Origin of the sequence: Paenibacillus sp. SSG-1 (genome assembly GCF_002224835.1) — a bacterium.
GTDB lineage: Bacteria > Bacillota > Bacilli > Paenibacillales > Paenibacillaceae > Paenibacillus_AQ > Paenibacillus_AQ favisporus.
Genome location: NZ_MBRK01000001.1, coordinates 4506742 through 4533027, shown reverse-complemented (window position 1 = coordinate 4533027; position 26286 = coordinate 4506742). Strand labels below are relative to the sequence as shown.

Sequence of the window (26286 nt, the reverse complement as noted above, 5' to 3'; positions counted from 1 at the left end):
TATGAACCGAGACTGGGTTATCTTCTAGATCTCAGAAAATGGATGGGGGGTTAGACTCTCTTCCAAAATAGGCTATTGCAGTACATTCGTTGACAGCGAGGATGCACTTAAGTCTATGGCAGAACATTGACGGGTTCGGAATTTACAATGTACAACTGTGAGATAGGTAATCTGAAGAGGAAGGGAGTGGGTCTTTTTCTATAATTATCTTTCTTAACTTAGAACGTGGGATTTAGGGGGCGCTGGACCCGATAAGGCCGTCTGTAGGCTGAGGAAACTCCCTTTCTTAGAGTAAAATGATATTTTTGCGATCTGTTATATTTTTTGTGGCGTTACGTGTATCAACTACGATAGGGGTATGCGCTACTAGGGTCTCATAAGGGATATTGGAATGATCCGTTAATATTAAGGTGCAATCGAAGTGTTTCATGTTTCGGGCTGTGAGCTCAATCGAATGAAGTTTGGTTTCGCCAACTTTTAGTTCATCTACATAAGGATCAAAATATTCTACTTGGGCTCCAGACATTAATAGCTGCTCTATGATATGAATGGCAACAGATTCTCGAATATCATTCACATCTTTCTTATACGTTACGCCGATAACAAGGATATGACTCCCAAGAAGCTCTTTTGGAAGCAGAGCCTTTGTTACCCGTTCTACAATATATCCAGGCATATCCTTGTTTACCTGATGGCTAAGCTCAATGAAAGGCAAATCGTTGTCGTGTTCTCTTGCCTTCCATAATAAATACAGGGGATCGACGGGGATGCAGTGTCCACCTACCCCTGGACCCGGGTAATACTTCGTAAAACCATATGGTTTAGTTCCGGCAGCTTCAATGGCCTCCCAAAGGCTAATATCCAGTTTCTCGCACAATCTCAGTAAGCTGTTCATAAACGAGATGTTTACGTAACGCTGAGAGTTCTCCAAAATTTTTGTCATTTCAGCAACCCTTGGTGAGGATACCACAACGATTTGATCAAATACGGCTCCATACACTTGTTTGGCAAAAGTTGTACATGATGGGGTGACTCCCCCTACAACCTTAGGGATTTTCTCCAACTCCCATTTTGATCCTGGGTCGATTCGCTCTGGCGAATAAGCGAGTGAAATATCTCTTCCGACCAGGAATCCGGTTGACTCCAGAATAGGTTGAATTCGCTCCTCGCTTGTTCCTGGAAAAGTGGAGCTTTCGAGCACGACGAGCTGGCCCCGCCGGAGATACGGAAGCGTGCTTTGCAATGCCCCGATGACATACTTCAAATCAGGCTGATCGTCATCTCCAAGCGGTGTTGGAACGCAAATAATGATAACATCAACTTTTTCGATCACATCAAACGAACTGCCGACATAGAATCTATTTTTACTGAACAGTTCCCGGATGTCGCCTTTCTCATAATCCGAAAGATAGGGTTGACGCTTGTGTAACATATTAATCTTTTGTTCATCTACATCAATGCCGTATACAATGTGCCCTTTCTCGAGAAATAACCGGGCCAATGGTAATCCGACATATCCCAGCCCGATTACGCCGATTTTATACTTCGGAATATCCACCATCATTCTTCCAACTCCCTTTGATCGATCTCGTAGCATAGTACGCGGAATAACTAAAACTGCGTTAGTTGATTGTCCAAATTAGCAAAAATAGTGGAGTATCACGAATTTTCATAGATTCCGTGACAAATGATTTGCAGTTTAGAGGATCGGAGGTGAACGGTTCAGATCCGGATTTTCCAGGAAAGGGGAAGTTGAATGGATCCTTGTCGTCTTTTCGTAGCCATAGCTGTGGTTGAGACGAATTTTTTCTTTCGTTACTACTGAGAAGATTAAGGAAGATTCATAGGCCATGACATATCATGATAAACATTGACAGGTATGACGGCGAGTGGGATGAAGCCTGGAATTACTATAAACTTAAACGAATGTAGTGCTTGACCGGTATGGCTGCGTAGGTGGCTGTCCAACCCGTTAATGTGTCGCTTAAACAGCGGGCGTAGTTAAAAATAATCAGATAAGCAAAAAATCCGCCCTAATTGGACGGCTCTTTTTGAGAAAGGTCTTCGCTTGTTTGTCCTATTCATGGAGTAGAAAGATGTAATGTACGATATAGAAAATGTTACATGAGATCAGCGAAACTTCGATACGTCTCTTGAAGCCCCTGTTCCAGCGAATAGACGGGTTTCCAAAGCAGCTTTCGCTGAATCGCTTGATTCGATAAGCAGCTGTGACGGATATCTCCAGACTTGTCTGGGCCGTGCTGCACATGAATTTCACGGGAATGAAACTTACGGAGGAACGACACCAAATCGTTAACCGTAGCCGCTTTTCCGGTGCTGACATGCAGCGTCAAATCCTCCGGATGGCTGCTTGCCGCGATGAGTGCTTCGACGACATCCTTGACATAAATAAAGTCCCGCGTCTGATTTCCGTCGCCGTTGACAACCAGCTGCCGGTCATGGTGGATCCGGTCCATAAAGATGGCCACGACGCCGCCTTCTCCCTTCGCGGTCTGACCCGGTCCGTACACGTTGGCGAAGCGGAGAATGGCATGGGACAACCCGAATAAGGACGTGTATAAACGAATGTACTGCTCGCCGGCCAGCTTGGAAAGGCCATAGAAGGAGATCGGGTGCGTTGGGTCGTTTTCTGTCATGATGTCCTTCTGCAGGTTACCGTATACACCTGATGTGGATGCAAAGATGACCTTGCGGACCTTTGCTTCCCTGCAGGCGTTCAGTATGTTAAGCGTGCCCCCAATGTTAATGTCCATATCCAGAAAAGGATCCCGTATCGATTGCTGCACATCCGCCTGCGCAGCCAAATGGACAACGACATCCGGCTGAATGGAAACAATCATCTTATAGGCATCCGGGCTTCGAATATCAAGCGTATGAAGAACCGCCTCGGAGGGGACTTTTTCGGCTCGGCCCGTGGACAGATTATCAATCACATGCACCTGCGAACCAAGAGACGCAAGACGACGGACAAGATGCGAGCCGATAAATCCCGCGCCGCCTGTCACGACAACCGTATTCATGCATCTACCTCCTGTGTGTTAGGTCATGATCTATCGTATGTGGAGGAGAAACGTTCGGTATTAGGCGATCCAACCATTTCTGGGGCTGATGCAAAGTTCTCGAGCGGGATGGGTAAAATGAAGGCAAGGAAGGGTAAAACCGAATGCCTTCAAGCAAATGGGGGATGAGCCATGCACGTTAAGAAAAGCATAGGAGCGGCGGTGTGCCTGCTCTTGGGCGTCATCGTTGCAACACTCATGGCGGATCGTGAAGCGAACCCGCCGGATCCGGCCCGGGAAACAATGGCTGCTAATGGAGAGCAAATCCAGGAGTCGACGGGGATATTCCAATGGAATGATAAAGAGGTTCGAAGTGTGGAGTGGGAAGGGAGAAACCAGTCCTGGATTCTGCAGCGCCAACCGGCTGCGACGGAAGAGAGCATGTTAAGGGGCGGATGGCTGCTTAATGGAAGCGAGCTGCCTGTAAGTCAAGCGGAATCGAGGATTCGAAAGCTTCGCGAGTTGGGGAAAGAAGGGGGTACCCGCCGCACTTCGACTTTAAGCCATGAAGTGATCGTTGGTACCATTACGGTTACTTTAAGCGGATTAAAAAAGGAGCCGGAAGTTTACCTCATTGCGGTCGAACCGGATCACCCCGAACAGGTGTGGATCCTGCGCAGTGGCGATCCTTTAGCTTATTTGGTATCCAAGGATGCATATTTGGAACTTGAGCAGCTGCAGTAGCGCCTGATCCCGCCATGCCAAAACCTTTCAGCATACCGGATCATGCGGGTGGTCATCCTAAATGGTGTTATTAATACACCTATTAGAGATGGAGGATGAACTCATGCTACGATCCAAAGCGATTAGTCTTTCGGTATCAGCAGCCCTGCTCGTGAGCATGGCCGGTGTTGCCGGCTGTACGACGAAGGAGCCTGCAAATACGAACATCCGCACCAAAAACGTCATTGACGGCAACGGCAGAACGGGCCGTATCGGCGTGAATTCCCTGCGGGAAAACGGCTTGATCAGTCCGAAAGGCTACACATACAATACAAACAGCACGAATAACGGCAACGCAGCGACCACCCATAACTTGACGAATGCCCAATTGTCGCAAAAGCTGTCCGATAAAGTGGCGGCCATGAAGGAAGTCAAATCCGCCAACGTTCTCGTGGCCGGCAATACCGCCTACGTTGCCGTTTCCCTGCGTGATACCGCAAGCAACACCGGCGGAAACATGGGGGCGAAAAGCTACAGCGGCACCCACAACATGATGAACGGAAGCAGCTTTAACAATGCCGGAACGGCCAATGGAAGCAGCTTCAACAACCGGTCCAAATCCGGAACCGTGCGCAACGGCGTACGCGGTACTGCTCCAAATCCCGCTGCAGCGCATCATAACATCCGCAACTATTCGTCTAAAGGGGCCAGCATTACGGGGAACAACGGCTATAATATGACGACGTACGGTACGGCAGGTACGACGGATAACGGGGTCGGCACCAACAACGGTATGGGTGCCGGCGGATACAGCGATTACCGCAATGACACGATTACGTCCGATATCAAAGACCGTATCGCCAATACGATCAAGAGCACGGATAACACAATCAAGAACGTCTATGTATCTGCAAATCCGGGCTTTGTCCAGGGACTGGCTAACTTATCGGCACAAACGCAAGGAGGACATCCGATCAAAGGACTCATGTCCGACCTGTCGACGATGGTGGAGCGCATCTTCCCAATGAATGCCGGGAATGGCAACCGTACTACCAATTACAATGCCCCTGTTCACCATTTTGATACGACCAATCGGTAAAATTGCCGATAAAAAGGGGCTGCCATAAGCTTGTTATGGACAGCCCCTTATACATAATCCGTTTTTTAAAATACCTTACGTCCTTTAACCCAAACGCCTTGAATATCGAGCTGGTTATCCAGCAGCAGAACGTCTGCCTGCTTGCCGATTTCGATCGTGCCGGTGCGGTCTTCGATCCGCAGCCGTTTGGCCGGGTTGAAGCTGGCGGCGAGGGACGCCTCTTCGATCGACAGGCCCACGTTGTTGATGAGGTAGCGGAAGCCTTTAATCATCGTCAAGGTACTTCCGGCAAGACTGTCCCGCTGACCCTTCAAGGTAGCGATTCCGTCATGCACCTCAACCGGAAGGTCGCCGATCATGTATTCCCCGTCCCCGAGTCCGGCTGCGGACATGGCGTCCGTAATCAGGAGCAGATTGTTATCCTGCTTCAACCGGGCCAGGATGGAAATGCAGGCCGGGTGCACATGGATGCCGTCGGCGATGATTTCCGCGTGGATGCGCGGGTCGCTCAGCACCGCCCCTGCGGTTCCGGGCTTGCGGTGGTGCAGCGGCGTCATCGCGTTAAAGGTATGCACGCCTTGGCGCAGACCAGCTTCCACGGCCGCTTCCACCTCTTCGTACGTTGCATCCGTATGGCCCAGCGCGGCGTTGATACCGTGCTCGGTCATCCAGGCGATCGCTTCCAGCGCGCCTTCGCGCTCCGGCGCCAGCGTCACCTGGCGAACGAGACCCGGATACGCAGCTTCCCATTCTTCCAGCCATTCTACATTCGGCAGGACGATATGCTCCGGATTTTGCGCTCCCGGCCATTTCGGGCTGATAAAAGGACCTTCCAAATGAACGCCCTCCACGGTTGCGTAAGGCATGTCATGCTGCGTATACTCGTGAACTTCCTTGAGGACGCGGTCGATCGCCGCCTTTGGCGCGGTCATGGTCGTCGGAAGAATCGAGGTGGTTCCCTGTGAGCAGTGGAAGGCGGTAATGGTATCCAGCACTTCCTTGTTTGAATCCATAAAGTCCTGGCCGTTGCCTCCATGCACGTGGACATCAATAAAGCCGGGAACGATGTATCCGTCCGATTTGAATTGGCTTGCAGCAGAGTCCGTCCAGCGCTGCGGCAGATCGCGGGCAAGCCCCGCATAGACGATCTTGCCGTCCTGGATGGCGACCGCTCCTTCTTCCAATACCCCTGCCGGCGTTACAACCTTGCCGTACAAGAGCTGTACGTTTTCTTCACTCATCCTAACAACCTCCCTGCACCTTGATCCAGCAGCACCACGACGTTCGGATGGCATTGCAGCAGCGATGCCGGGCACTGCGTCGTAATCGGTCCTTTCAGCGCGCGCTTCACGATCTCAGCCTTGTCTTCGCCACGAACGAGCAGCAGAATCTGCTTGGCCTTTAGAATGCTGCCGACCCCCATGGTAATCGCGTGCTTAGGCACATCGTCCAGCGATGGGAAGAAGCGTGCGTTCGCCGTGCGGGTTTTTTCCTGAAGCTCAGCCACGTGCGTTCCGCCATCCAGGCTGTCATCGGGCTCGTTGAACCCGATATGCCCGTTGTGGCCGATGCCGAGAATTTGCAGGTCCACCGGGCCGTTCTGCTCCAACATGGCATCGTACTTGACGCATTCTTCCTCCAGATCGGCGGCGTTGCCGTTTGGAACATGCGTATTTTCAAGCTGAATATCGATATGGTTGAACAGCTTCTCGTTCATAAAGGTACGGTAGCTCTCTGAATGGCCCTCAGGCAGGCCGACGTACTCGTCCAGATTGTAGCTGGATGCTTTCGCAAAACTGACCAGGCCCTGCTGGTACATTTCGATAAGCCGTCCATAAATTCCTACCGGGGTGCTGCCTGTGGCCAGGCCGAGTACCGCTCTCGGTTTGGTATGAAGCAGGCTGGCGATCAGGCTGGCCCCGGTGGCGTTAAAATCAGCTTCGTTTTTAAACGTATAAATGTTCATGCTTGAAAATGACCTCCTCTGGATTTTCGGTAATTCTGTACGTTATGGTAGGACTGCTCCAGCTTGGGAACATACTGTCCGAACTGCTCGCTGTTCATCCCCATAAACAGGATGTCGACGAGATGGAGCTGGGCGATGCGCGAAGCCATGTCTCCCCGGCGCATTCCTTTTTCCAGGGAAGAGGCAAACAAAGGAATATCGGCCATGGCAGCCAGCGTATTGCTGCTGTACGACGTCAGCGAAATGGTCGCTGCCCCGCTGTCTTTGGCGCAGGCCAGCGCATCGATCGTTTCGAGCGTTTCCCCAGAATAGGAGATGGCGACCGCCACATCCCGGCCCGACAGCGTCGAGGCGGAAGTGATCTGCATATGTGAATCGGCGAAGGCGGTACAGTTCTTACCGATCCGGATCAGCTTCTGGTAGAAATCCTGGGCGACGATCGACGAGGTGGCTACCCCGTACAAGTCGATCCGATCGGCGGCGCAGAGCAGGCGGATCGCCTGGGCCAGACGGTCCATGTCGAGCAGGGACGTCGTGTCGCGGATAGAGGCCAGATGATTCGCTTCCATGGCCTCTACGATTTGGGATAACGGATTGTTGGCCACGATATCCTGGTAAGAAGACATGCCGCTCCGCTCCTGCATTTCCGTATGGGCGATTTCGGCGGACAGCTTCACTTTTAGATCCGGGTAGCCTTTGAGATGGAACGCTTTGCAGAACCGGGTCACGGTGGCGGGACTGGTCCCGCACTGCTCGGCCAGCTCCTTGATCCCCATGTGAACGACTTCGGAAGGGGAGGAGAGGATAAAATCGGCGATCCGGCGCTCCTGCTGGGACAGCCGTTCCTGTTCCTGCGCCAAGGCGTGTAATATAGGTGCCAATCGCAAGCCTCCTTGGATAAAACTATTGATGCTGTTAAAAGTGAAAATAATTTTAATGAATGATTCTGATTTCGAGAAAATAATTTTTGTTTCATCCCCATCATAGGCCATTTGTCTTACGTTTACAAGGGGCGGGAATGTTAAATTTCTGTAAAAGCGAAAAGCAAAAAACCGGACTTCTTAGAGTCCGGTTTTTATAAGAGATTTATGCGCGTGCCTTGGATCCCTGCGTATTCCGCAGTTCCACGCGAATCAGCTGCCACAGCACGAAAGCAAGCACGACCATCTGTGGAATGAACGTTTCCCAGGTCGGATACATGCCAAGCCAGGATACGGACGGAAGCCCGGTTTCCGAATGGGCGGGAATGCGACCCGAGACCTGGAGCGAATGGATGCTGTCGCCGAGGAAACGGAATACCAGGTAGTAGATCAGCACCGTCGCCGCCAGGAAAAAGCCGCGCAGAGGCAGGCGGGCGCTGAGCACGATAATCGCATAAGCGAGCACGGCCAGAACGGCAAAGGCGCCGGCGATTCCAAGGATCAGCTGCCCTATATCAATGGAGGAGGCCATCCCGGCATAGAAAATGGTCGTTTCCGCGCCTTCACGCAGGACGGCCAGACCGGCCAGCACGAAAAGAGACCACAGGCTTCCTCGGGCAAGCGCCTGATCCATCTGGCTGCCCACGTATTTGTTCCAGGCGGCCGTGTTTGACTTGCTGTGCAGCCATTGCCCGACGGTCAGCATCATCACCACAGCCACCAGACCGGTGATGCCTTCGATCAGCTCGCGGGCGCCGCCTGAAGCCGCTTTGGAGATGGAGAAAGTGAGCACAACCGCGAGCAGGAGGCTGAGGACGAGGCCTGACCCGGCTCCGCCCCAAATCCATTTCTGGCCGCGCGTATTTCCGCTTCGCTTCAAATAAGACAGCAGGGCGGACAGCACGAGAATGGCCTCCAGGCCTTCACGGAGCAGAATCAGTGCGGCATCCCACGCGGTATATTTGTGATCGACCGCAAGCGGGGTGAGGGAGGACTTCATCGCGTCCATGACCTTTACGGCTTCATCCAGTTTGGGCGGACTGGAGAGCAGGTAGCCCGAAACGGCCGACATTTTATTTTCAATATCCGTATACAGGTCAGGCGCAGATACCCGCACCTCGCCCTCGACCGCCGGCCAGATGGAAATGAACTTCGTCATCTGGTCCGCCGCTTCGCTGCTGCGGCCGGCCTGCGCATCCTGGCGTGCGGTTTCGAGGATGCCCAGCGCGTCGGATAGCCGGTAATTTCCGTCACTACCGGAATCAGCGGCAGCGATTTTTCCTTCAGTATAACCGGTCATCAGCGTAACAAGCTTCTGCATTTCCTGCACGGCCTGCTCTTCGCGTACCGGCTCAGCCTGAAGGGCGATCCGCACGAGGCTGATCCCGGTTTCAAGCTGTCCGTAGACCGTGAAGTTATCGCTGCGTATCGGAGTTTCTGCCGTCGGCCATGCATCCACGATCGACTGATAGCTTCGCTTGGCCGCGCCCCAGTCCCCCGCCTGCATGGCCTTCAAGCTGTCCTGAGCCAGAGGCAGCAGCTTCTTGGCCGATTCCACGCCGCTTATGGCCGTGCCGGAAGATCCGGTCGAGCTCTCGGCTGCGGAGACGTATGCGTTGACTTCTTTGGCCAATGCAGACAGCGCGGTTTTTGCCTCCGGTCCGCCGCTTGCAAGCTTGCTCTGAGCGTCTTGAAGCGCTGCGTCGACGGCCGCGGTCAAGCCGGCATGATCCGTGTCCCCGGCTTTGACCGGCTCCCAGAGCTGTTTGAATTGGTTCAGATCCTCGCTCGCTTTGGACCATTCCTGCTGGCCCGCTTCAACCAGGGCGCTGCCAACGGAAGGCAGGAGGGAGTCCAGGGCGGAATTTTCTTCCGCTTCGGCGTGCGGGGCCAAGATGCTCAGGAGGAGCATCGCAAGGGTCAGCAGGGCGCCGAGCATCGGGCGGTTCCATCGTCCGGTACGAGGCGTAAGGTTGCTTCGCAGCATGGTGAAGTCTCCTTTATGTCAATTCTGCTAGAGTTTGATATCTATTGGCTAGAGCAGCGTCTCTCCGATATAACCTCCCGAAGAGGCGCCGGGGAAGCAGGCGAACACCGCGCTCCCGACATGCTGAATATATTCGTTCAGCCGGTCGCTCTTCGCAAGCTTCTGCTGAAGGGGGATGAACTGCTTCTGCAGATCGCGCTGGAAGCAGATAAAGAGCAGTCCGGCATCCAGCTGGCCAGTCTTGGCGTCCATGCCCCCCGAATAAGAATAGGATCGGCGGAGGATCTGTACGGAGCCGTCTCCGCGGGCGAGCGCCATATGCGAATTGGCCGGAATAGCCGGCGATCCGTCAGGCCCTTTGGCGGACAAGTCGACCTTGTCGAACTCGTGCTGGCCGCCAAGCGGTGCGCCGCTGGCCCGGTACCGTCCGAACGTCTCCTCCTGATCCTTCAGGGAGGATCGGTCCCACACCTCGATCCGCATCCGGATCCGGCGCACCGCCATGTAGCTGCCGCCGGCCATCCAGGCTGCGCCGCCTTCGGCCCCGGCCCAAACGACCCGGTTCATCTGCTCGCTGCTTGTCGTATCCGGATTGGCCGTGCCGTCCTTGAAGCCGAGCAGATTCCGCGGGGTTCCGCCTGCGGGGTCGGCGCTGCCGGTGCGCTGGAAGCCCTCCTGGGTCCAGCGGAGCACGGCCGTGCCGCGGGCAATGCGCGCCAGATTGCGGATGGCGTGAAACGCCACCTGCAGGTCGTCCGCGCAGGCCTGAACGGCCAAATCGCCGCCGCACCAGCGGGCGTCCAGCTGATCCCCGTTAAAGGCCGGGAGATCGCTGAAATTCGCCGGCCGCTTGGAGGCGAGCCCGAAGCGCGAATCAAACAGGGACGGCCCTGCGCCGAACGTCAGGGTCAGCCGGGAAGGTGAAAGACCTGCCGATTCTCCGGTATCCACCGGCGGCAGGTTGTGATTGGCGCTCTCTTCCCCGAGCATGGAGCCTTCGGTCATGGCCGCAGCTGCGGCGGTCCAGGCTTGAAGCAGCTTCTTCAGCTCCTTCGCATCGGTCGTGGTCACGTCGAAAGCGGCGAAGTATATGAAGTTTTGCGAGGGGGTGATAATGCCGGCCTGATGCTTCCCATAGAACGGGATGCGGTCCCCGGCGTCAGGCTGGCCGGCAACGGCCGCCGCGGTCTTCCGCTCCTTCGCGGCGAAGAGGCCGCCGATACCGGCGCCCCCGATGATCAGTCCCAGGCCGCCGGTCCCCGCCAGCCGCAACAAGTCGCGGCGGGACAGCGGTTTTTTCAAAATCGACGAATCTTTGGTTTCCTCATGCTCACGGTTTGACATGCTTTACACTCCAAGCAGGGTGCCCATATTCGACAGCGGCTCCGCCAGGGCATCCAGGTTTTGGCTGAGCTTGCGGACTTCGTCCTCTTTCAGCTCGGTGTAGCTGACGTATCCGTCGCCTTTCTTGTAGGCGTCCAGCTCTTTCTTGAGCGCATCAAATCGCTCCCCGATCTGCTTTTCTAAATCCGGGTCCTTTTTGGCCAGGTCGGGCTTCAGGATTTCGTAAATTTTGGCGGCGCCTTCCACATTGGCCGCAAAATCGTACAAGTCGGTATGGGAGTACAGCTCTTCCTCGCCGGTTACCTTGGAGGAAGACACTTCGTTCAGCAGCTCAACCGCTCCGGTTACCATCAGGCTGGCGTCAATATCGACCGTCTCCACCTTGGCACGGAGCAGCTGCGCGTCCTGCAGAAGCCGGTCGGCAAAGGCTTCCTGGCCTTTGGTTGTCTTATCCTCCCACAGTCCCTTCTCGATCCGGTGGAATCCGCGCCATTCGGCGGCATCCACATCGTTCACGCGGGCGTCAATGTCGGGATCCAGATTGCCAAGCGCCTCGGCAATCGGTTCGATCCGCTCGTAATAGGAACGGGCCGGTGCGTACAGCGCCTTTGCTTCCTCGAGCTTGCCGGCTTTCACCGCTTCGGTGAATTTTTCCGTTTGCTTCACGAATTGATCACACTGCTCCACCGCGAAAGTGCGGTAGGATTCCACGGCTGCGCTGAAATCGGCCGTCTGCACCGCAGCTGTATCGGTACCGGCGCTTGGCGCCGATGTGTCGGTATTAGCGGCTGGCGTCTCAGTCTTCGTCTCGCCGGCAGCAGGATCCGCGCTTTCTTTCTCCGAGCATCCTGCGAAGAGCAGGGAGGAGAGAATAATACCGGCGGGAATGATCGTATGTAACTTCAAGTTCAAAGCAGCTCCTTTTTAAAAAAATTATAGAATGTGTACATTTTCAGCGGCGCTGAATGATTCTGTAACCACAAGAAAAACTTCCTCTATTTCTTATAGAAGAAAGGGGATGGATCAATTTGATAATGATTCTCAATTTCATTGATAGCAACATCATAATGAGTTACCGACCAAGTGTCAACTGCCATTTTAAAATGCCGAAATTTCTCCCACTGTAAGCCCTTTCAAGGCGGGTGCCTAATTTTTATGCATAACGACACCAAAGCCCGGTGCCTTACATAATATGAGTTGACTGTATCCCTTTACCTTGTTATACCATACAAACCCGAGCAAGGAGGGGTGACACCATTGAAGGGGAACGATCATAAGAGCAAATTTTTGTTGACTCATCGTGAGCGCGAAGTATTTGAACTGCTCGTTCAGGACAAAACGACACGCGATATCGCCGGTCAGTTATTTATCAGCGAGAAGACGGTCCGGAACCATATTTCCAATGTGATGCAGAAATTAAACGTCAAAGGCCGTTCTCAGGCCGTTGTCGAGCTGATCAAGCTTGGGGAATTAAAAATCTGATCGAAGCCTCTCTTGCGACCTTGGCCTTCTGCAGGATGTCTTCCTTGACGGGAAGACATGGCGGGAGGTTCTTTATTTTGTTCACTTTCCATCTTATGCGGGGATTTGGTTACATGAGAAAGGGTACCCTGTCGGGCACCCTTTGCAGATGGTTACTGTCTGATGATAAGAATGTCTTGCGGCGGTCTGCCGGTGCGTTGAATTTGGGAAATTTCGGCATTTGTCAGGTTGCGTCCAACGAGGATGAAAGAAGACGTGACGTTGTTAAAGTTGAAATTGCCCAGGTTGGCTACATTTTGGCTGCCACGGAACACGCGGAAAGATCCCTGGAAATTAATCCGTGAGAACAAAACAAGCGTCACTTGATTGCTCTGCACCGTATTTCTGAGACGGAAGCTGGAGAGAAGATTGTCGAAACGGAAAGCTCCAAGGTCGCGGACCGCAACTCCACCGCGTCTGAACAAGATTCTGCGGCCCGTAAAATTAATGCCGGACCAAAGGGCAAGACGTACATCGCTGTTTGCCAAATATATCACTCCTTTTCTTAAGATTGATATATTCTATGCCGGCTTCACAGATCGGTATCGGACAGATGATAGCGTGCAAAAGTTTGATTTTCAAAGATTCATATTTATGAGCACGTGGGGGAGCGGAAATCGCCCCAGCTAAGGAAAAAAACGCTATACCTAAACTTTATCGCTTCATCAAGGTGATTGCATGAGATAATGAGCGAGGCCAAACCAATACCATTTTTTGGAGGAATACATATTGTCAAACTTTACGATTCGCCGTTTTGGCATGGAGGATTTTCGAGCGGCCGCGGCGCTGCTGAGCCTGATCTGGTCGGAACCCGTCACCGCCAAGCAGCTGCAGGACGAAGAGGAGAGCATTCCGCAGCCGGGCCAGCTCCATTACGACGAAGAGGGGCGGCTGATGGGCTGGGATCGCCCGAAATGGGTCGCCGTTAACGGGGTAGGAGAGGTCATCGGTTACGCCATCGCCTGGCGTGCACCTTGGAACGAACCCGGCAGCCTCAACGTCACCCTTGTCGTCCATCCGGATGAACGCGGCCGCGGGGCCGGCAGGGCTTTGTCCCGGGAAGTGCGCGAATGGGCGTGCTTGGTTAAGGCTTCCCGTCTCGTTTGTTTTATGAGGGAGAATGATGGAGCCTCGCTATCGTTTGCGGAACGCCGGGGCTACGTGCTGGAACGCCACACCTTTGAATCTGTGCTGGACCTGTCGTCTTTTACCGACCAAGCTTTGCTGCCAAGCATTCGCAGCGCCGAGTCATCCGGCATTATGTTCGTGACGCTGAAGGATGAGCCTGGAGAGGCGCAGGAGCGGAAGCTTCATGAGCTGTACAGGATCGCCCATCAGGACATTCCGGGATACAACGAGGATTTCCCCTGGTTTGAGGAATGGAAGAAATGGAGCATTAACCTGGCCGGCGTACGGCCGGAGTATGTACATATCGCCAAGGACGGAGACCGCTATGTCGGCGTCGTGACCCTGCAGCAGAACGAACAAACCCAGGCGATGTACCACCAGTTTACCGGTGTGCTGCCGGAGTATAGGGGCCGGCGGATCGGGCTGGCGCTGAAGCTGTTGGCCATACAAACCGCACGCGCTGCCGGTGTGCCTTATTTGCGAACCCATAACGATTCGCTGAACGGTCCCATGCTTCGCATCAACCGCGATCTGCTGGGGTTTCAGGCGGTACCCGGGAACTTCAAAATGGTCTGTTCTCTGGAATAGGGGCGGTCATAAAAACAGCAGCATAAACAACCCGATCACGATAAAAATCGAGCCGAGCACGATCGCAAGGAAGCCGCGGATCTTTTGGAGTTCAAGGTAGGATTCGCTGGGCTCCGCTTCTTCTTCTGTCTTCCAGCTTTCACTGCTCCGCCATCCCCTTCCCGGGTTCCGGCGGGTCATGATGCCGCCTCCAATTAAGATCAGCCCAAAGGTGATCAGAACGAGGTCCAAATCCATCAGCTCCTTTCTATATAGAACGTCTGAATGAAGCCTGCGGTTCCAGAACATCAGTAATATGCAGCTTCATATCATTTTCAGCAATTCATAAGAAATCCCGGGAAATGAAACATGCTAGGATAATGGCAGAATCAACGAATCCTGTAAAATATGGAGGAGGATACCCGTGGATACGAAAAACACAGCACTTCCGCAAATCGTTTCGGAAACAGAGTGGATGGACGCACGCGACAAGCTGCTCGTCAAAGAGAAGGAGCTTACCCGCGCGCTGGACGCGCTGGCCGCAGAACGCCGCAGGCTGCCGATGGTACGGATCGGCAAAAATTATATGTTCGAGGGACCAGGTGGTCCAGCGCGACTGCTTGAGCTTTTCGACGGACGCCGTCAGCTCGTGGTGTACCACTTCATGATGGCTCCAGGCGCCAGTCAAGGCTGCACAGGCTGCTCCTCTTTTGTCGACAATATCGGCCACCTTGCCCACCTGAATGCCCGTGATACGACATTTATTCTCGTCTCCCCGGCGCCCTTGTCACAGATCCAGCCGTTCAAAGACCGGATGGGCTGGAATGTACCCTGGTTCTCATCAAACGGGAACGAATTCAACAATGACATGGGGGCTGGGGACGGGTTCGGCTTAAGCGTCTTTCTCCGCGATGGAGATGAGGTATTCCGCACCTATTTCACAGCCTCCCGCGGCGTCGACCGGATCCGCGCGGACTTCAATTTGCTCGACCTGACACCCTTTGGCCGCCAGGAAACGTGGGAGGATTCGCCTGAAGGCTGGCCGCAAACCCAGCCTTACATCTGGTGGCGTCTGCATGACGACTATCGTTAATCCGTTTTGATGCCACGCGATGCCGCTCAGGTTACCACTGTCGGTTTCTAGCCCGAGTTGTTTCCAAAAATGAAGGCAGCCTTTTTCTCCGACATGGAGAGAAGGGCTGCCTTCTGCTGCCTGCTGACCCGATATCAGGCCAGCTTCTTCAGCATTGCGTTGATCATGCCGGCATGCGATGCCTCATGATTAATGTTCATGACCAGCAGCTCGTCGATCGTCTCGGCTTTGGCAAAGTTGTCCGCTTTGGCGACTGGCTGATTTAGATCACCACCAAGCTGCTCTTGGAACACGCGAATCTGCTCGGTGAGCTGCGAAATCAGGGTATCCCACGCCGGTGCCTCGCCCTGCCAATCTGCCGGTTTCGTCCCTGAAGCAAAATAAGGGCGATATTCTGCCGGAATGATGCCGTCCTTGCCGCTGTACTGGAGCACGAGCATGTCGGATATGACCAGCAAATGCCCGAGGTGCCAGTGAATATTGTTGTTGAATCCCTCAGGGACGATATCCCGCTTGGATTCAGGCAGCGCGGACACCTTGTTGATAATGCCCGTGCGCACGCGCTCGATTTGGCCGAACAAATAAGCATTTCTCATTATTGTACCTCCGTCGTTCTCCGATTATGATGTAACAGTAGTTATTGTAAATCTGCACGGCCAGGGAGGCAACCCGGGCGAACGTCCCGGAGTCTCCCCAGCGGGAACCTCTGCAGAGCATGTGTTGGGAAGAACTGAGGGTCCGCAAACAATAGTCCTGATAGGGACGGCAGCTCACCCGCAGCCTGTATGCAAAATGATTGGAATGAAAAGAAAAAGTTTAAAAAATGCTTGTCGGTTAAAAGCTATACCGGTAGTTTGTTACGAGTAAGGCAGTAAAGGAGTGTGGCACCATGTACAAGGTAGTTCTGGTCAGACATGGGGAAAGCGAGTGGAACCGCGAGAACCGGTTCACCGGCTGGACGGACGTCGATCTGACGGACAAAGGGGTCCAGGAAGCGATCAAGGCCGGGCATCTGCTGCAGGATATTCCCTATGAAATCGATATCGCATATACGTCCGTATTAAAGCGGGCGATCAAAACGCTGAATTATATTTTGGACGTCAACGACCTGTTGTGGATCCCGATCCGCAAATCGTGGAAGTTGAACGAACGGCATTACGGTGCGCTTCAGGGACTTAACAAAGAGGAGACGGCGAAGAAATACGGCGCGGAGCAGGTCATGCTGTGGCGCCGGAGCTACGACGTACCCCCGCTGCAGATTACGGCCGACGATGACCGCTACCCGCCCAAGGATAAGCGCTACGGCAACTTGACGAAGCAGGAGATTCCGCTGGGAGAAAGCCTGAAGGATACGATCGCACGCGTGCTCCCTTACTGGGAAGCGGAGATCGTGCCGCAGATCAAGGCGGGCAAGAAGGTGCTCGTCGTCGCGCACGGGAACAGCCTGCGGGCCTTGATGAAGGTGTTGGAAAATATCAGCGAGGAGGACATCGTGGATCTGAACATCCCGACCGCGGTGCCGATTCTGTACGAGCTGGACGACGATTTGAAGCCGCTGAACCGCCATTTTCTGGGGAGCCCGGAGCGCGTGCAGGAGAAAATCGACGTCGTCGCCAACCCGTCAAAAATTATGGAATAACGGCGTCAGGCATCGGATTTGGGTATCGGCAGCATCCATGGCATTAAGGAGTGATCTCTTGGGGAGGTGACTCCTTTGCCGTTTTTATGGTAGGTTAGTAATGCCGATATATTTAGATCGGGCACAGCTTTAGAAAGAAAGAGAAAGAAGGGAACGGCTTTGCCTTTTGTCAGATTTACAGGTTTTGAAAAGAATGTGGTGGAGACCGCCGCACCGGCCATTATCGAATGCATTTCAGGAATCGCCAACATTCCGGAAGAAATCGTCAAAATTGAGCTTTTACATGTGGAAAAAATCACAAACAGCCCCCGGTCCGTGGAAATTTTCATGTTCCCGCGTGAGGAAGAGAAGCATCATGCGATCGCCGAGAACATCAACCGGATCCTCGAGAACCTCGGATGCCCGCATACCCATATTTTCTATGTGCTGCTGAATCCGTCCCTGTATTATAAAGAGGGCCAGCCGCTGAAGCGGATTCCGGCAAAGACGCCTCCCGAAATCAGGCTGTAATCAAGCCTTCAGGAATAAATCTCTGTAAAGGAATTGGAATATAGCCCAATTCCCGCTATAATCGTATGTAGATTACGGCATGAACCAAGTCTTCATTTATTCCAAACGATAAAGGAGCAGTTGAAACCATGGCAAAAACATTGATTTTCGGGCACAAAAACCCGGACACGGACACGATCACATCGGCGATCGTATACTCTTACCTCAAAAATAAGATCGGCCATAATACGGAGCCGGTTCGTTTGGGCGCCGTCAACGGCGAAACGCAGTTTGCGCTGGATTATTTCAAAGCCGAGGCCCCTCGCCAAGTAGAAACCGTGGCTAACGAAGCAAGCGAGGTTATTCTCGTTGACCATAATGAGCGCCAGCAAAGCGCTAGCGACATCGATCAGGTGCGCGTAAGCGAGGTCATCGACCACCACCGCATCGCGAATTTCGAGACAAGCCATCCGCTGTATTACCGCGCAGAGCCTGTAGGCTGCACGGCAACGATCCTGAACAAGCTGTTCAAGGAAAAAGGTGTTGAAGTTACGCCGCAAATCGCCGGTCTGATGGTATCCGCGATCGTATCCGATACGCTCCTGCTGAAATCCCCGACCTGCACCGAGGAGGACGTAGCCGCTGCACGCGAGCTCGCCGACATCGCCGGAGTGAACCTGGAGCAGTACGGACTGGACATGCTTAAAGCGGGTGCAGATGTCAGCAGCAAGACGATTGCCGAGCTGATCTCCCTGGACGCCAAAGAATTCCAAATGGGCAGCAGCAAAGTGGAAATCGCCCAAGTGAACACGGTGGACCCTAACGACGTCCTGAACCGTCAGGCTGAACTGGAGGACGCCCTGAACGCGATCATCAGCGAGAAAGGTCTCGATCTGTTCGTGTTTGTCGTAACGGATATCCTGAACAACGATTCCGTGGCACTGGCCCTCGGAAAATCCGCTGCTGCGGTTGAAACGGCTTATAACGTGAAGCTTGAGAACAATACGGCCGTATTGAAGGGCGTTGTGTCGCGTAAATCGCAAATCGTACCGGTGCTGACCGAAACGCTGAGCAAATAATTACATTGAACGGCTGAACAGGAGCAGGCTGATTCCTTGAAAGGGGAGGACGGCCTGCTCGTTCTATTTTTGCGATCGAAATCAAAAAACCTGTTCATCGCTGAACAGGTCTGTTGGATTAGCTTCTGTGTATCTGGGAGAAGGGATTGTGTTGCCAGTTAAGCTTCTTCGTCGTCTTCTTCATCGTCGGCTTCTTCGTCTTCGTCCTCATCCGCCTCTTCTACGAATTCGGATTCTTCCTCGTCTTCCGCCTCTTCATCTTCTTCTTCGATGTCGTCGATCTGCTCTTCCTGTTCTGCTTCTTCGTCAGCCATCAAGATGTCCAATTCCAAATGTTCCATATCTAATCCCTCCAATTTTTAAAACACTATGATTAGTGCATATTTACTATATCACCAGTCTGGTAAAAGGTTTGTCGCAATATGGGCCGGGTTCCGCATTATTTTCCGCTATATTTCGGCAAATGATGGCGGCTGTGGCAGCTCCCCTAATGCTTTTCATTTAAGGGGGTCGACACCGAAAGGCAGATGGATTAATCTGGATTCAATTCATTCAATGCGGTTCGAAGGAGGAGACATGAAATGAGGCTGGAGACGAACAGGCTGGTCATCCGCGAGTTTGTGCCGGAAGACTGGGAGAGCGTACACCGGTACGCATCAGATCCCAAAGTTACCCGTTATACCCTTTGGGGTCCGAATACCGAGGAAGAAACGAAGGACTATGTCGCAGGCATGAAGGCGATGCAGCAGAAAGAGCCAAGGACCCATTACGAGTGGGCGGTAATCCGCAAAACGGACGGGGAGCTGATCGGCGGCTGCGGAATCAACATCTCGGGCTCGAACGGAGAAATCGGCTATTGCTTCCATGCGGATCATTGGGGCCAAGGCTATGCATCGGAATGCGCGAAGGCGATGCTGGAATTCGGCTTCCGGCAGCTGGGATTACACCGGATTTATGCGACCTGCCGCCCGGAAAATATCGGGTCCGAGCGGGTCATGCAGAAGATCGGCATGCAAAAGGAAGGCTATCTCCGCGAGCATATGCCGACGAACAAAGGAGGCTTTGCGAATTCCTGGCTGTATTCGATCCTGTCGCATGAATATGTGCCTGAGTCGTAAACCGGATCAGTCCTATATCGGCTCGATTCATACAATCCCATGGCGCGTCGAATCCTATACTGCATACGGCGGGCACAGGCTGCCAGCCGGCTGGTTTCAACCGTCCTTTTTGAATGTAATAATTCATGGAACCGACTCACTTACACAGGAGGATGACGCAGAGGATGAAGGATTGGTATGAAAAAAGCTTTGGAGAGGATTATCTCCTGGTATATAAGCACCGTGACATCGAAGGGGCAGCCCGGGAGGTCAAGACGATGATCTCCTGGCTGGACCTGCCGTCAGGGGCGCAGGTGCTCGACTTGTGCTGCGGAACAGGCAGGCACTCCCTCGCACTGGTGGACGCGGGCTACCGCGTCACCGGGGTTGACCTCTCCGACGTACTGCTGCGGGAGGCCCGGAGGCTGGACACGAAGGAGCGGGTGGACTGGCGGCAGGCCGATATGCGCGAACTTCCGCTGGAAGGCGGGTTTGATGCGGTCGTCAATCTGTTTACGTCGTTCGGGTATTTTCGCGAGGACGGGGAGCAGCTCAAGGTACTCCGGGAGATTCGCCGAATGCTGAAACCCGGAGGGTGGTTTATCATCGACTTCATGAACTCCCCTTATGTCCGGAGACATCTGGTTCCGGCATCGGATCGGGAGGAGGAGGGGCAGCGGATCGTGGAGAAGCGCCGAATCGAAGGGGATTTTGTAATTAAGGACATCTCCATATCGGATATGCACGGCACCAAGGGCACACGGGAGTATCACGAGCGGGTGAAGCTGTACACGCGCGGCCGGCTGGAGGAAATGCTGCGGGAAGCCGGGCTCATGACAGACGAAGTGTACGGCGGCTATAATGAGGAAGTCGATTATGACGAGGGGCGCTCACAGCGGATGATTTTTGTGGGACGGCGCCCGCAAGAAGAGAAAGCATAAATGAAAGAAGGACGGGGCATTGAATATACCCGAGATTACGCACTACGAAGACGGCATCATTCAGGTAAAGATGGCGATGTCATATCCTTTGCGCTGGGTAAACAGCTATCTGCTGCGGGGGCCTTCAGGCGGGATTACGGTGATCGATCCGGGACCGCGGACCGCGGAGAATGAAGCTGCCTGGAACAAGGCATTGGATGAGCTGGGCATCCCTTTCGGGAACGTGGAGTCGGTCGTGCTTACGCACCATCATCCCGATCATTTGGGATTGTCGGGGTGGTTCCAGGAGAAGGCGGGCTGCCCGGTCCGGATGTCCGCGCGGGCGGCGGAGGAAATGCAGCGGATGTGGGGCGAGGCATCCACGATGAATGACGACCTGCCGCTATTGTTTCGGTCGCACGGCATGCCGGAGGCGTGGACAAGCCAGCTGCCCGCCCATTTGGAGAGCTTCTTCCCGCAGGTAGAGCCGCTGCCTTCGGCGCTGCCGCTGACCGAAGGGGAACCGCTGGAGATGGGCGGGCGGCGATGGACCCCCATCGAAACGTGGGGCCATGCGCCAGGCCATATGTCGCTCCTGCATGTGGAGAGCGGGGTCATGCTGTGCGGAGATGCGGTGCTGCCGCAGATCTCCCCGAACGTCAGCCTGCTGCCCGGAAGCGATCCTGAGCCGCTGCATTCGTTTCTGAACGGGCTCAGGAAGCTGCAGGGCTTCCAGGTAAAACGGGCCTATCCGGGACACCGGAATCCGTTTGACCATGTTGAAGCCCGGCTTGAGGCGCTCCTGCAGCATCATGAAGAGCGGCTGGTTCGGGTGCTGGGACGGATTCAGGCAGGGCCGGCGACCGGTTTTGAGCTGTGCACCGCCCTGTTCGGCACCGCGCTCGGCATTCACCAGATGCGCTTCGCCATGTGCGAGACGCTGGCGCATACGCAGGAGCTGGAGCGGCGCGGCCAGGTCAGGAAGATGCCGGGTGAAGACGGCATCTTCCGATATGAAGCCGCCGTTACATAGCGGCAGGAAGAGCGGGAAGGACGGCCAAGAGGCCGTCCTTGTTTGCGTTCGGAGCGCTGCATTAGTCCGGCTCCGAACCTTCTGCGTTATTTTCCTCGCCAAATGACAAGAGGAGGGCTGACGAATCAGCTCTCCTCGATGATGAAAGATGTTTTAGTGATCTTCGGGAAGCCGAACCTCTTCAGGCCCGTCTCCCGTTTCCTTCTCCGCCTGCTTGCCGTGCGCGATCCGGCTGCTGGCCGCCGCGGCGACCGCGCCGACGATATCGTCCAGGAACGTATGGGTTTCCCCGGTGCTTTTGTCATTCAGGCGCTCCAGCACGCCGGGCTTGAGCTTATCGATATACCCGTAATTCGTAAAGCCGATGCTGCCGTATACGTTCACGATGGAAAAGGCCAGCACTTCGTCGACGCCATACAGGCTCTCGTCATTTTCCAGCATGTCCTGCAGCGGGGAGAGCAGCTTGCCCTGCTCGGCCAGCATATCGAGCTGGATGCCGGTCAGCACCGCGTTTTGCACCTCGCGCTTGCTCAGCACTTTCTCCACGTTCAGGATGCATTCCTCCATCGTCAGGTTCGGATAGTACTTTTTCTGCAGCAGCATAACGAGCTCGGCGATCTCCTCCACCCTCACGCCCCGGTTATGAAGCCATTCCCGCGTCGCTTCGGATACCTTTTTACTGTTTAAGCTGTATGGAATTTTTGCTTGCTTTGCCTCATTTGCTTCACTCATTACGTCACCCCGTCATCCAAGTAGTATGTAACTTCACGCAATTTGATTGTATGTTTTGCAGTATATCTTTGTCCAGTTATGCCCATTTTGACGCATCCTCAAGCAGCAGGGTAGGCGCGAGGGGCCTGAATAAAATTAATATGGACCGGCTGTTATTTTTTCGGAAGGGGGCTCGTATACATGGTAGTACAAACTGTACAAAATGATTAGGAGGAACCAGACTTATGACCAAGCTTAACAAAATTCGCGGCATTTCCGCCGCCGGATTGCTGGCCGTTCCCGTTATCCTGTCCGGCTGCGGTTTGTTCGGGACCCATTCGGCTTCGGAAGACATCGATGCGCCGCCGAAGGCGGTCGAGGAGCAGATGCTCAATATGTCGGACGGCACAGGCACCACAGGCGCCAAGGCTAAGGCCGAGCTCACCGGCACCCCGACGACCGTGTATTTGGCGGACGGGAACGGGATGCTTGCCCCCGTCACCCTCGGTCTGCCGGAAGTAAAGGATAAAACTTCGGTTCAGCTGTCGGTGGAAACGCTCGTCTCCGGCGGTGCCTATGCCAAATATATTCCGGAAGGCTTCACGGGCGTCCTGCCTGCAGGAACCGAGGTCAAGAAGGTAACGGTGGACAAGGATAACAAGCTGGCTGTTGTCGAGTTTAACAGTGCATTCACGAAATACAAAGCGCCGGAAGAGCGCAAAATTCTCGAATCGCTTGCCTGGACCCTGACCGGTAATGCGGATGTGCAAAAGGTCCAGCTGTGGGTTGACGGCAAGAAGCTGTCGGAAATGCCTGTAGGGGGCACTCCGCTGGATCAGCCGCTCAGCCGGAGCATGGGCATCAATCTGGAAGTCGGGCAGGGGGCCACGCTGACGAATTCGTCGCCAGTCACCGTTTACTTCTCGGCGGCATCGCCGGCCGGCATCCAGTATTACGTACCGGTAACGCGGCTTGTCAAACCGGGACAGGACGCGCTGCAGTCGGCACTCGCCGAATTGATCCGCGGTCCGCAGGAGACAGACGGCCTGGAACAAGTCATGACCGACGAGACGCAGCTGCAGTCCGTGAAGAAGGAGAAGGATGGCACGGTAACGGTATCCTTGAAGGAAGACATGTTCGCCGAAGGCGATGCGGTACCGACCGAAATGCTCCAGTCCGTCGTGCTGACGGTGGCGGAAAACGCGGGGAATCCTAAGGTCAAAATCGAGCTGAACGGGGAGTCCAAGGTCGTCGGAACCGACAATCTGGACTACAGCCAGCCGGTCACACGCCCCGATTATATTAACGAAATCCCGCTTTAAGGGCAGCTCAGGGTGTTTTTATCCCTCCATTTTGGTAAAATAAAGGTTGCTTAAACAGGATGCGAACGAAGTAGGAGGCAGAAATGATGAGATCAAACGGACGCAGCAGCCATCAGCTTAGGCCGATGAATTTGACAGTGAACGTAAACAAGTACGCGGAAGGCTCCGTGTTCATTGAAATGGGGGACACCAAAGTCCTTTGCACCGCCACGGTGGACGAGAAGGTTCCTCCTTTTTTGAAAGGACAGGGGAAAGGCTGGGTAACGGCGGAGTATTCGATGCTGCCCCGGGCGACGCAATCCCGCAACCAGCGGGAAGCCGCGCGCGGCAAACTCAGCGGACGTACGATGGAAATTCAGCGGCTGATCGGCAGAGCGCTACGCTCCGTTGTGAATTTGCAGGCGCTGGGCGAGCGGACCATCACGCTGGATTGCGACGTCATTCAGGCAGACGGAGGTACGCGCACGACGTCGATTACGGGATCGTTTGTGGCGATGGCCATTGCGATTAACAAAATCGCCCAGCAGCACAAGCTGCCGGTGTTCCCGATTACCGACTTTCTGGCTTCGGTCAGCGTCGGGGTGGTCGGTGAAGAGCCGCTGCTTGATCTGAATTATGAGGAAGATTCGAAGGCGAAGGTGGACATGAACCTCGTCATGACCGGCAGCGGCGCGTTCGTCGAGCTGCAGGGAACCGGCGAGGAAAGCCCGTTCACGCGGCAGGAGCTTGATGAGCTTTTGAAGCTTGGAGAGCAGGGGATCCGCGAGCTGATCGCCAAGCAGAAGGAAGCTCTTGGCCCCATTGCGCTGATGATCGGCTCGGGACAAGCCGGAAGAGAGGCCTAGCATGATTCCTGCGGGCGATACGATTATTGTGGCGACGAAGAACAAAGGGAAGGTCAAGGAGTTTGAGCATGCTTTCGCCCCGCTGGGCAAACAGGTGAAAAGCATGTTCGACTATCCCGACATCCCGGATGTAGTAGAGGACGGGAGCACGTTTGCGGAGAATGCGCTGAAGAAAGCCAAAACCGTAGGCGATGCCCTCGGGCTTCCGGTGCTGGCCGATGATTCCGGCTTATGCGTTGACGAGCTGGAGGGCCGTCCGGGCGTGTACTCCGCCCGGTTTGCGGGTGAGCATGCCACGGATGAGCAGAACAACGAGAAGCTGCTGCAAATGCTGGAGGACAAAAAGATGGGCGCGGACGTTCAGGATTCGCTGCTCAGCCCGGCGAGCTTTGTCTGCACGCTGATACTGTATGATCCGGCAACGGGCGGCTTCATTGAGGCCTCCGGCTCGGTTCAGGGCTGGATTACCGCCGACCGCGCCGGCTCGGGCGGTTTCGGGTACGATCCGCTATTCTATCTTCCCGAATACGGGAAAACAATGGCCGAGCTAACGATGGAGGAGAAGCAGGCGATCAGCCACCGCGGAGCGGCGCTCCGCAGCCTGATGGCCAAGCTGGCCCCATAAATAAAGATGATTCCGCTGAAGGCTGCTCCTTTGGATCTACCCGATCCAAGGGGGCGGCCTTTTCGCCGTGTCCTGTATTGGCGTCCCACCTAGGAGATCCCGCAAAGCAGAGCAAAATCATATCAAAGCTGTGAACCGTCTGAAGGGGATGAATCGTGCATTTAACCAAATTTTGTGATCGCTTTCCGGCGGATTATGGTAGAATGGGCGTGCGCAAACTTTGAGAAATGAGGTGTTGATGTGAGCAACACAGCCATACCGGAGATGGAGCTCCGGTTCATGTCGTATAACATCAAAAACGACTATGACAAGGAAGGCGAGAATACATGGAACAGCCGGCGGGACCTGGTTGCCGGAATCGTCCGCTTCCACCGCGCCGACTTGGTCGGCATGCAGGAGGTGCTGCATAACCAGCTGACGGATCTGGAAGAGCGTCTGCCGGAGTACGGCTGGATCGGAGCCGGCCGGGAGGACGGGAAGCAGGACGGCGAATACGCCTGCATCTTTTACCTAAAGCAGCGGCTGGAGCCGCTGGAACACGGACATTTCTGGCTGTCCGAAGAGCCGGAGAAGCCGGGCAAATTAGGCTGGGACGCAGCCTGCACCCGGATGGTAACCTGGTGCCGGTTCAAAGATACATATACGGGAAAAGAATTTATCCATCTGAACACTCATTTTGACCACATCGGTGTGGAGGCGGTCAAGCAGAGCGCGCATTTGATCAAAAGCCGGATCCGGGACTTGGTGGAAAAGGGCACCGCGGTGCTGACCGGGGATTTCAATGTCACCAGCGATTCGGAAGCCTACCGCGTCCTCTGCGGCGAAGAAGAGGGCGGGGCTCTGCTGCGTGATGCGTCGGTCAGCGCGGATTACCGGCATTTCGGCCCGGCATTCACCTTCCAGGGCTTTGACTCCCGGGAAACGGCCGCGCGGCTGTTCCCTGCGTATTTGAACCCGGGCGAGGAGCATGGTCTCGAGTTTGAGAGCGCCATCGATTTTATTTTCGTGACCGACGGGGTACGGGTGCGCAATTTTGGCGTGATCACCGACCAACGCCAGGGCAAAATGCCGTCCGACCATTTTCCGGTGGTCGCCGACCTGCTGGTGTAGCAGGCATTGGCAATTCGCATGTCAGCAAAAAAACATCCGCTCGGCTTC

The 26286-nt window shown here is 54.5% G+C and carries 28 protein-coding genes; 15 read left to right on the top strand and 13 right to left on the bottom strand.

The window, feature by feature from the left end:
- Positions 1-286: 286 nt before the first annotated feature.
- Both BCV73_RS21040 and BCV73_RS21035 read right to left on the bottom strand, forming a co-directional pair.
- The gene (locus tag BCV73_RS21040; protein WP_306433710.1) at positions 287-1564 is read right to left on the bottom strand and encodes a nucleotide sugar dehydrogenase; all 1278 of its coding nucleotides are present in this window, start codon (positions 1562-1564) and stop codon (positions 287-289) included.
- 556 nt (positions 1565-2120) lie between these two features.
- Positions 2121-3041, bottom strand: coding sequence for an NAD-dependent epimerase/dehydratase family protein (locus BCV73_RS21035; protein ID WP_076174169.1), 921 nt, complete (start codon positions 3039-3041; stop codon positions 2121-2123).
- Positions 3042-3212: 171 nt separating this feature from the next.
- Here BCV73_RS21035 and BCV73_RS21030 point away from each other — a divergent pair, with 171 nt between their 5' ends.
- A complete protein-coding gene (locus BCV73_RS21030) occupies positions 3213-3764 on the top strand; it encodes a hypothetical protein (RefSeq protein WP_089548433.1) in 552 nt (183 codons plus the stop codon).
- Between the two features lie 103 nt (positions 3765-3867).
- Positions 3868-4842: a YhcN/YlaJ family sporulation lipoprotein gene (locus tag BCV73_RS21025; RefSeq protein WP_179232039.1), complete on the top strand. Its 975-nt coding sequence runs from the start codon at positions 3868-3870 to the stop codon at positions 4840-4842.
- Positions 4843-4907: 65 nt separating this feature from the next.
- On the opposite strand, the gene nagA is transcribed toward BCV73_RS21025, so the two are convergent.
- The 6 genes from nagA to efeO all read right to left on the bottom strand — a co-directional run bounded on the left by nagA (position 4908) and on the right by efeO (position 11965).
- On the bottom strand, positions 4908-6083 hold the full coding sequence (nagA, locus tag BCV73_RS21020; RefSeq protein ID WP_089548431.1) for an N-acetylglucosamine-6-phosphate deacetylase: 1176 nt from the start codon (positions 6081-6083) through the stop codon (positions 4908-4910).
- On the bottom strand, positions 6080-6808 hold the full coding sequence (gene nagB / locus BCV73_RS21015; RefSeq protein WP_089548430.1) for a glucosamine-6-phosphate deaminase: 729 nt from the start codon (positions 6806-6808) through the stop codon (positions 6080-6082). Before nagB ends, nagA begins: the two co-directional genes overlap by 4 nt.
- Positions 6805-7689, bottom strand: coding sequence for a MurR/RpiR family transcriptional regulator (locus BCV73_RS21010; RefSeq protein ID WP_076174180.1), 885 nt, complete (start codon positions 7687-7689; stop codon positions 6805-6807). Before BCV73_RS21010 ends, nagB begins: the two co-directional genes overlap by 4 nt.
- A 205-nt stretch (positions 7690-7894) precedes the next feature.
- On the bottom strand, positions 7895-9715 hold the full coding sequence (locus BCV73_RS21005) for an FTR1 family iron permease (RefSeq protein WP_089548429.1): 1821 nt from the start codon (positions 9713-9715) through the stop codon (positions 7895-7897).
- Positions 9716-9763: 48 nt separating this feature from the next.
- Positions 9764-11059, bottom strand: coding sequence for an iron uptake transporter deferrochelatase/peroxidase subunit (efeB, locus tag BCV73_RS21000; protein ID WP_089548428.1), 1296 nt, complete (start codon positions 11057-11059; stop codon positions 9764-9766).
- A 3-nt stretch (positions 11060-11062) separates the two neighbouring features.
- Positions 11063-11965 carry an iron uptake system protein EfeO gene (efeO, locus tag BCV73_RS20995; RefSeq protein ID WP_089548427.1) on the bottom strand — a complete coding sequence of 301 codons (903 nt, stop codon included), beginning with the start codon at positions 11963-11965 and terminating at the stop codon, positions 11063-11065.
- Positions 11966-12316: 351 nt separating this feature from the next.
- Between efeO and BCV73_RS20990 the strand changes: the two genes are divergently transcribed.
- Complete coding sequence (locus BCV73_RS20990) at positions 12317-12541, top strand: helix-turn-helix domain-containing protein (protein ID WP_036649309.1); 225 nt, start codon at positions 12317-12319, stop codon at positions 12539-12541.
- Between the two features lie 152 nt (positions 12542-12693).
- Here the strand turns inward: BCV73_RS20990 and BCV73_RS20985 are convergent, their stop codons facing one another.
- Positions 12694-13068, bottom strand: a complete 375-nt coding sequence (locus BCV73_RS20985; RefSeq protein WP_076174186.1) for a hypothetical protein — start codon at positions 13066-13068, stop codon at positions 12694-12696.
- Between the two features lie 241 nt (positions 13069-13309).
- On the opposite strand from BCV73_RS20985, the gene BCV73_RS20980 reads away from it, so the two are divergent.
- Positions 13310-14296, top strand: coding sequence for a GNAT family N-acetyltransferase (locus tag BCV73_RS20980; protein WP_089548425.1), 987 nt, complete (start codon positions 13310-13312; stop codon positions 14294-14296).
- Positions 14297-14302: 6 nt separating this feature from the next.
- On the opposite strand, the gene BCV73_RS20975 is transcribed toward BCV73_RS20980, so the two are convergent.
- Positions 14303-14533 (bottom strand): DUF6199 family natural product biosynthesis protein, encoded by a 231-nt coding sequence (locus BCV73_RS20975; protein ID WP_218828164.1) that lies wholly within the window; start codon positions 14531-14533, stop codon positions 14303-14305.
- 166 nt (positions 14534-14699) lie between these two features.
- Between BCV73_RS20975 and BCV73_RS20970 the strand changes: the two genes are divergently transcribed.
- The gene (locus tag BCV73_RS20970) at positions 14700-15368 is read left to right on the top strand and encodes a DUF899 domain-containing protein (protein ID WP_089548423.1); all 669 of its coding nucleotides are present in this window, start codon (positions 14700-14702) and stop codon (positions 15366-15368) included.
- Between the two features lie 134 nt (positions 15369-15502).
- On the opposite strand, the gene BCV73_RS20965 is transcribed toward BCV73_RS20970, so the two are convergent.
- Positions 15503-15964, bottom strand: a complete 462-nt coding sequence (locus tag BCV73_RS20965; RefSeq protein WP_089548422.1) for a DinB family protein — start codon at positions 15962-15964, stop codon at positions 15503-15505.
- Between the two features lie 293 nt (positions 15965-16257).
- Here BCV73_RS20965 and gpmA point away from each other — a divergent pair, with 293 nt between their 5' ends.
- From gpmA to BCV73_RS20950, 3 genes are all read left to right on the top strand, one after another.
- The gene (gpmA, locus tag BCV73_RS20960) at positions 16258-17007 is read left to right on the top strand and encodes a 2,3-diphosphoglycerate-dependent phosphoglycerate mutase (protein WP_076174196.1); all 750 of its coding nucleotides are present in this window, start codon (positions 16258-16260) and stop codon (positions 17005-17007) included.
- A gap of 159 nt (positions 17008-17166) precedes the next feature.
- Entirely contained in the window at positions 17167-17517 is a 351-nt protein-coding gene (locus tag BCV73_RS20955) for a DUF1904 family protein (protein ID WP_089548421.1), read from the top strand.
- 128 nt (positions 17518-17645) lie between these two features.
- Positions 17646-18575 carry a manganese-dependent inorganic pyrophosphatase gene (locus BCV73_RS20950; protein WP_089548420.1) on the top strand — a complete coding sequence of 310 codons (930 nt, stop codon included), beginning with the start codon at positions 17646-17648 and terminating at the stop codon, positions 18573-18575.
- A gap of 158 nt (positions 18576-18733) precedes the next feature.
- On the opposite strand, the gene BCV73_RS35120 is transcribed toward BCV73_RS20950, so the two are convergent.
- Positions 18734-18916 carry a hypothetical protein gene (locus BCV73_RS35120; protein ID WP_163881492.1) on the bottom strand — a complete coding sequence of 61 codons (183 nt, stop codon included), beginning with the start codon at positions 18914-18916 and terminating at the stop codon, positions 18734-18736.
- A gap of 240 nt (positions 18917-19156) precedes the next feature.
- Between BCV73_RS35120 and BCV73_RS20940 the strand changes: the two genes are divergently transcribed.
- The 3 genes from BCV73_RS20940 (at position 19157) to BCV73_RS20930 (ending at position 21625) form a co-directional block, all read left to right on the top strand.
- Positions 19157-19693 carry a GNAT family N-acetyltransferase gene (locus BCV73_RS20940; protein WP_089548419.1) on the top strand — a complete coding sequence of 179 codons (537 nt, stop codon included), beginning with the start codon at positions 19157-19159 and terminating at the stop codon, positions 19691-19693.
- Between the two features lie 164 nt (positions 19694-19857).
- Positions 19858-20613: a class I SAM-dependent methyltransferase gene (locus tag BCV73_RS20935; protein ID WP_089548418.1), complete on the top strand. Its 756-nt coding sequence runs from the start codon at positions 19858-19860 to the stop codon at positions 20611-20613.
- A gap of 19 nt (positions 20614-20632) precedes the next feature.
- Complete coding sequence (locus BCV73_RS20930; RefSeq protein ID WP_089548417.1) at positions 20633-21625, top strand: MBL fold metallo-hydrolase; 993 nt, start codon at positions 20633-20635, stop codon at positions 21623-21625.
- A 153-nt stretch (positions 21626-21778) separates the two neighbouring features.
- On the opposite strand, the gene BCV73_RS20925 is transcribed toward BCV73_RS20930, so the two are convergent.
- Positions 21779-22357: a phosphatidylglycerophosphatase A family protein gene (locus BCV73_RS20925; RefSeq protein WP_076174206.1), complete on the bottom strand. Its 579-nt coding sequence runs from the start codon at positions 22355-22357 to the stop codon at positions 21779-21781.
- Between the two features lie 224 nt (positions 22358-22581).
- Here BCV73_RS20925 and BCV73_RS20920 point away from each other — a divergent pair, with 224 nt between their 5' ends.
- The 4 genes from BCV73_RS20920 to BCV73_RS20905 all read left to right on the top strand — a co-directional run bounded on the left by BCV73_RS20920 (position 22582) and on the right by BCV73_RS20905 (position 26238).
- Positions 22582-23658, top strand: coding sequence for a GerMN domain-containing protein (locus tag BCV73_RS20920; RefSeq protein WP_089548416.1), 1077 nt, complete (start codon positions 22582-22584; stop codon positions 23656-23658).
- Between the two features lie 83 nt (positions 23659-23741).
- Positions 23742-24503, top strand: a complete 762-nt coding sequence (rph, locus tag BCV73_RS20915) for a ribonuclease PH (protein ID WP_076174210.1) — start codon at positions 23742-23744, stop codon at positions 24501-24503.
- Between the two features lies 1 nt (position 24504).
- On the top strand, positions 24505-25128 hold the full coding sequence (locus tag BCV73_RS20910) for an XTP/dITP diphosphatase (RefSeq protein WP_089548415.1): 624 nt from the start codon (positions 24505-24507) through the stop codon (positions 25126-25128).
- A 240-nt stretch (positions 25129-25368) separates the two neighbouring features.
- A complete protein-coding gene (locus BCV73_RS20905; protein ID WP_256992927.1) occupies positions 25369-26238 on the top strand; it encodes an endonuclease/exonuclease/phosphatase family protein in 870 nt (289 codons plus the stop codon).
- The last annotated feature ends 48 nt before the right edge of the window (positions 26239-26286 follow it).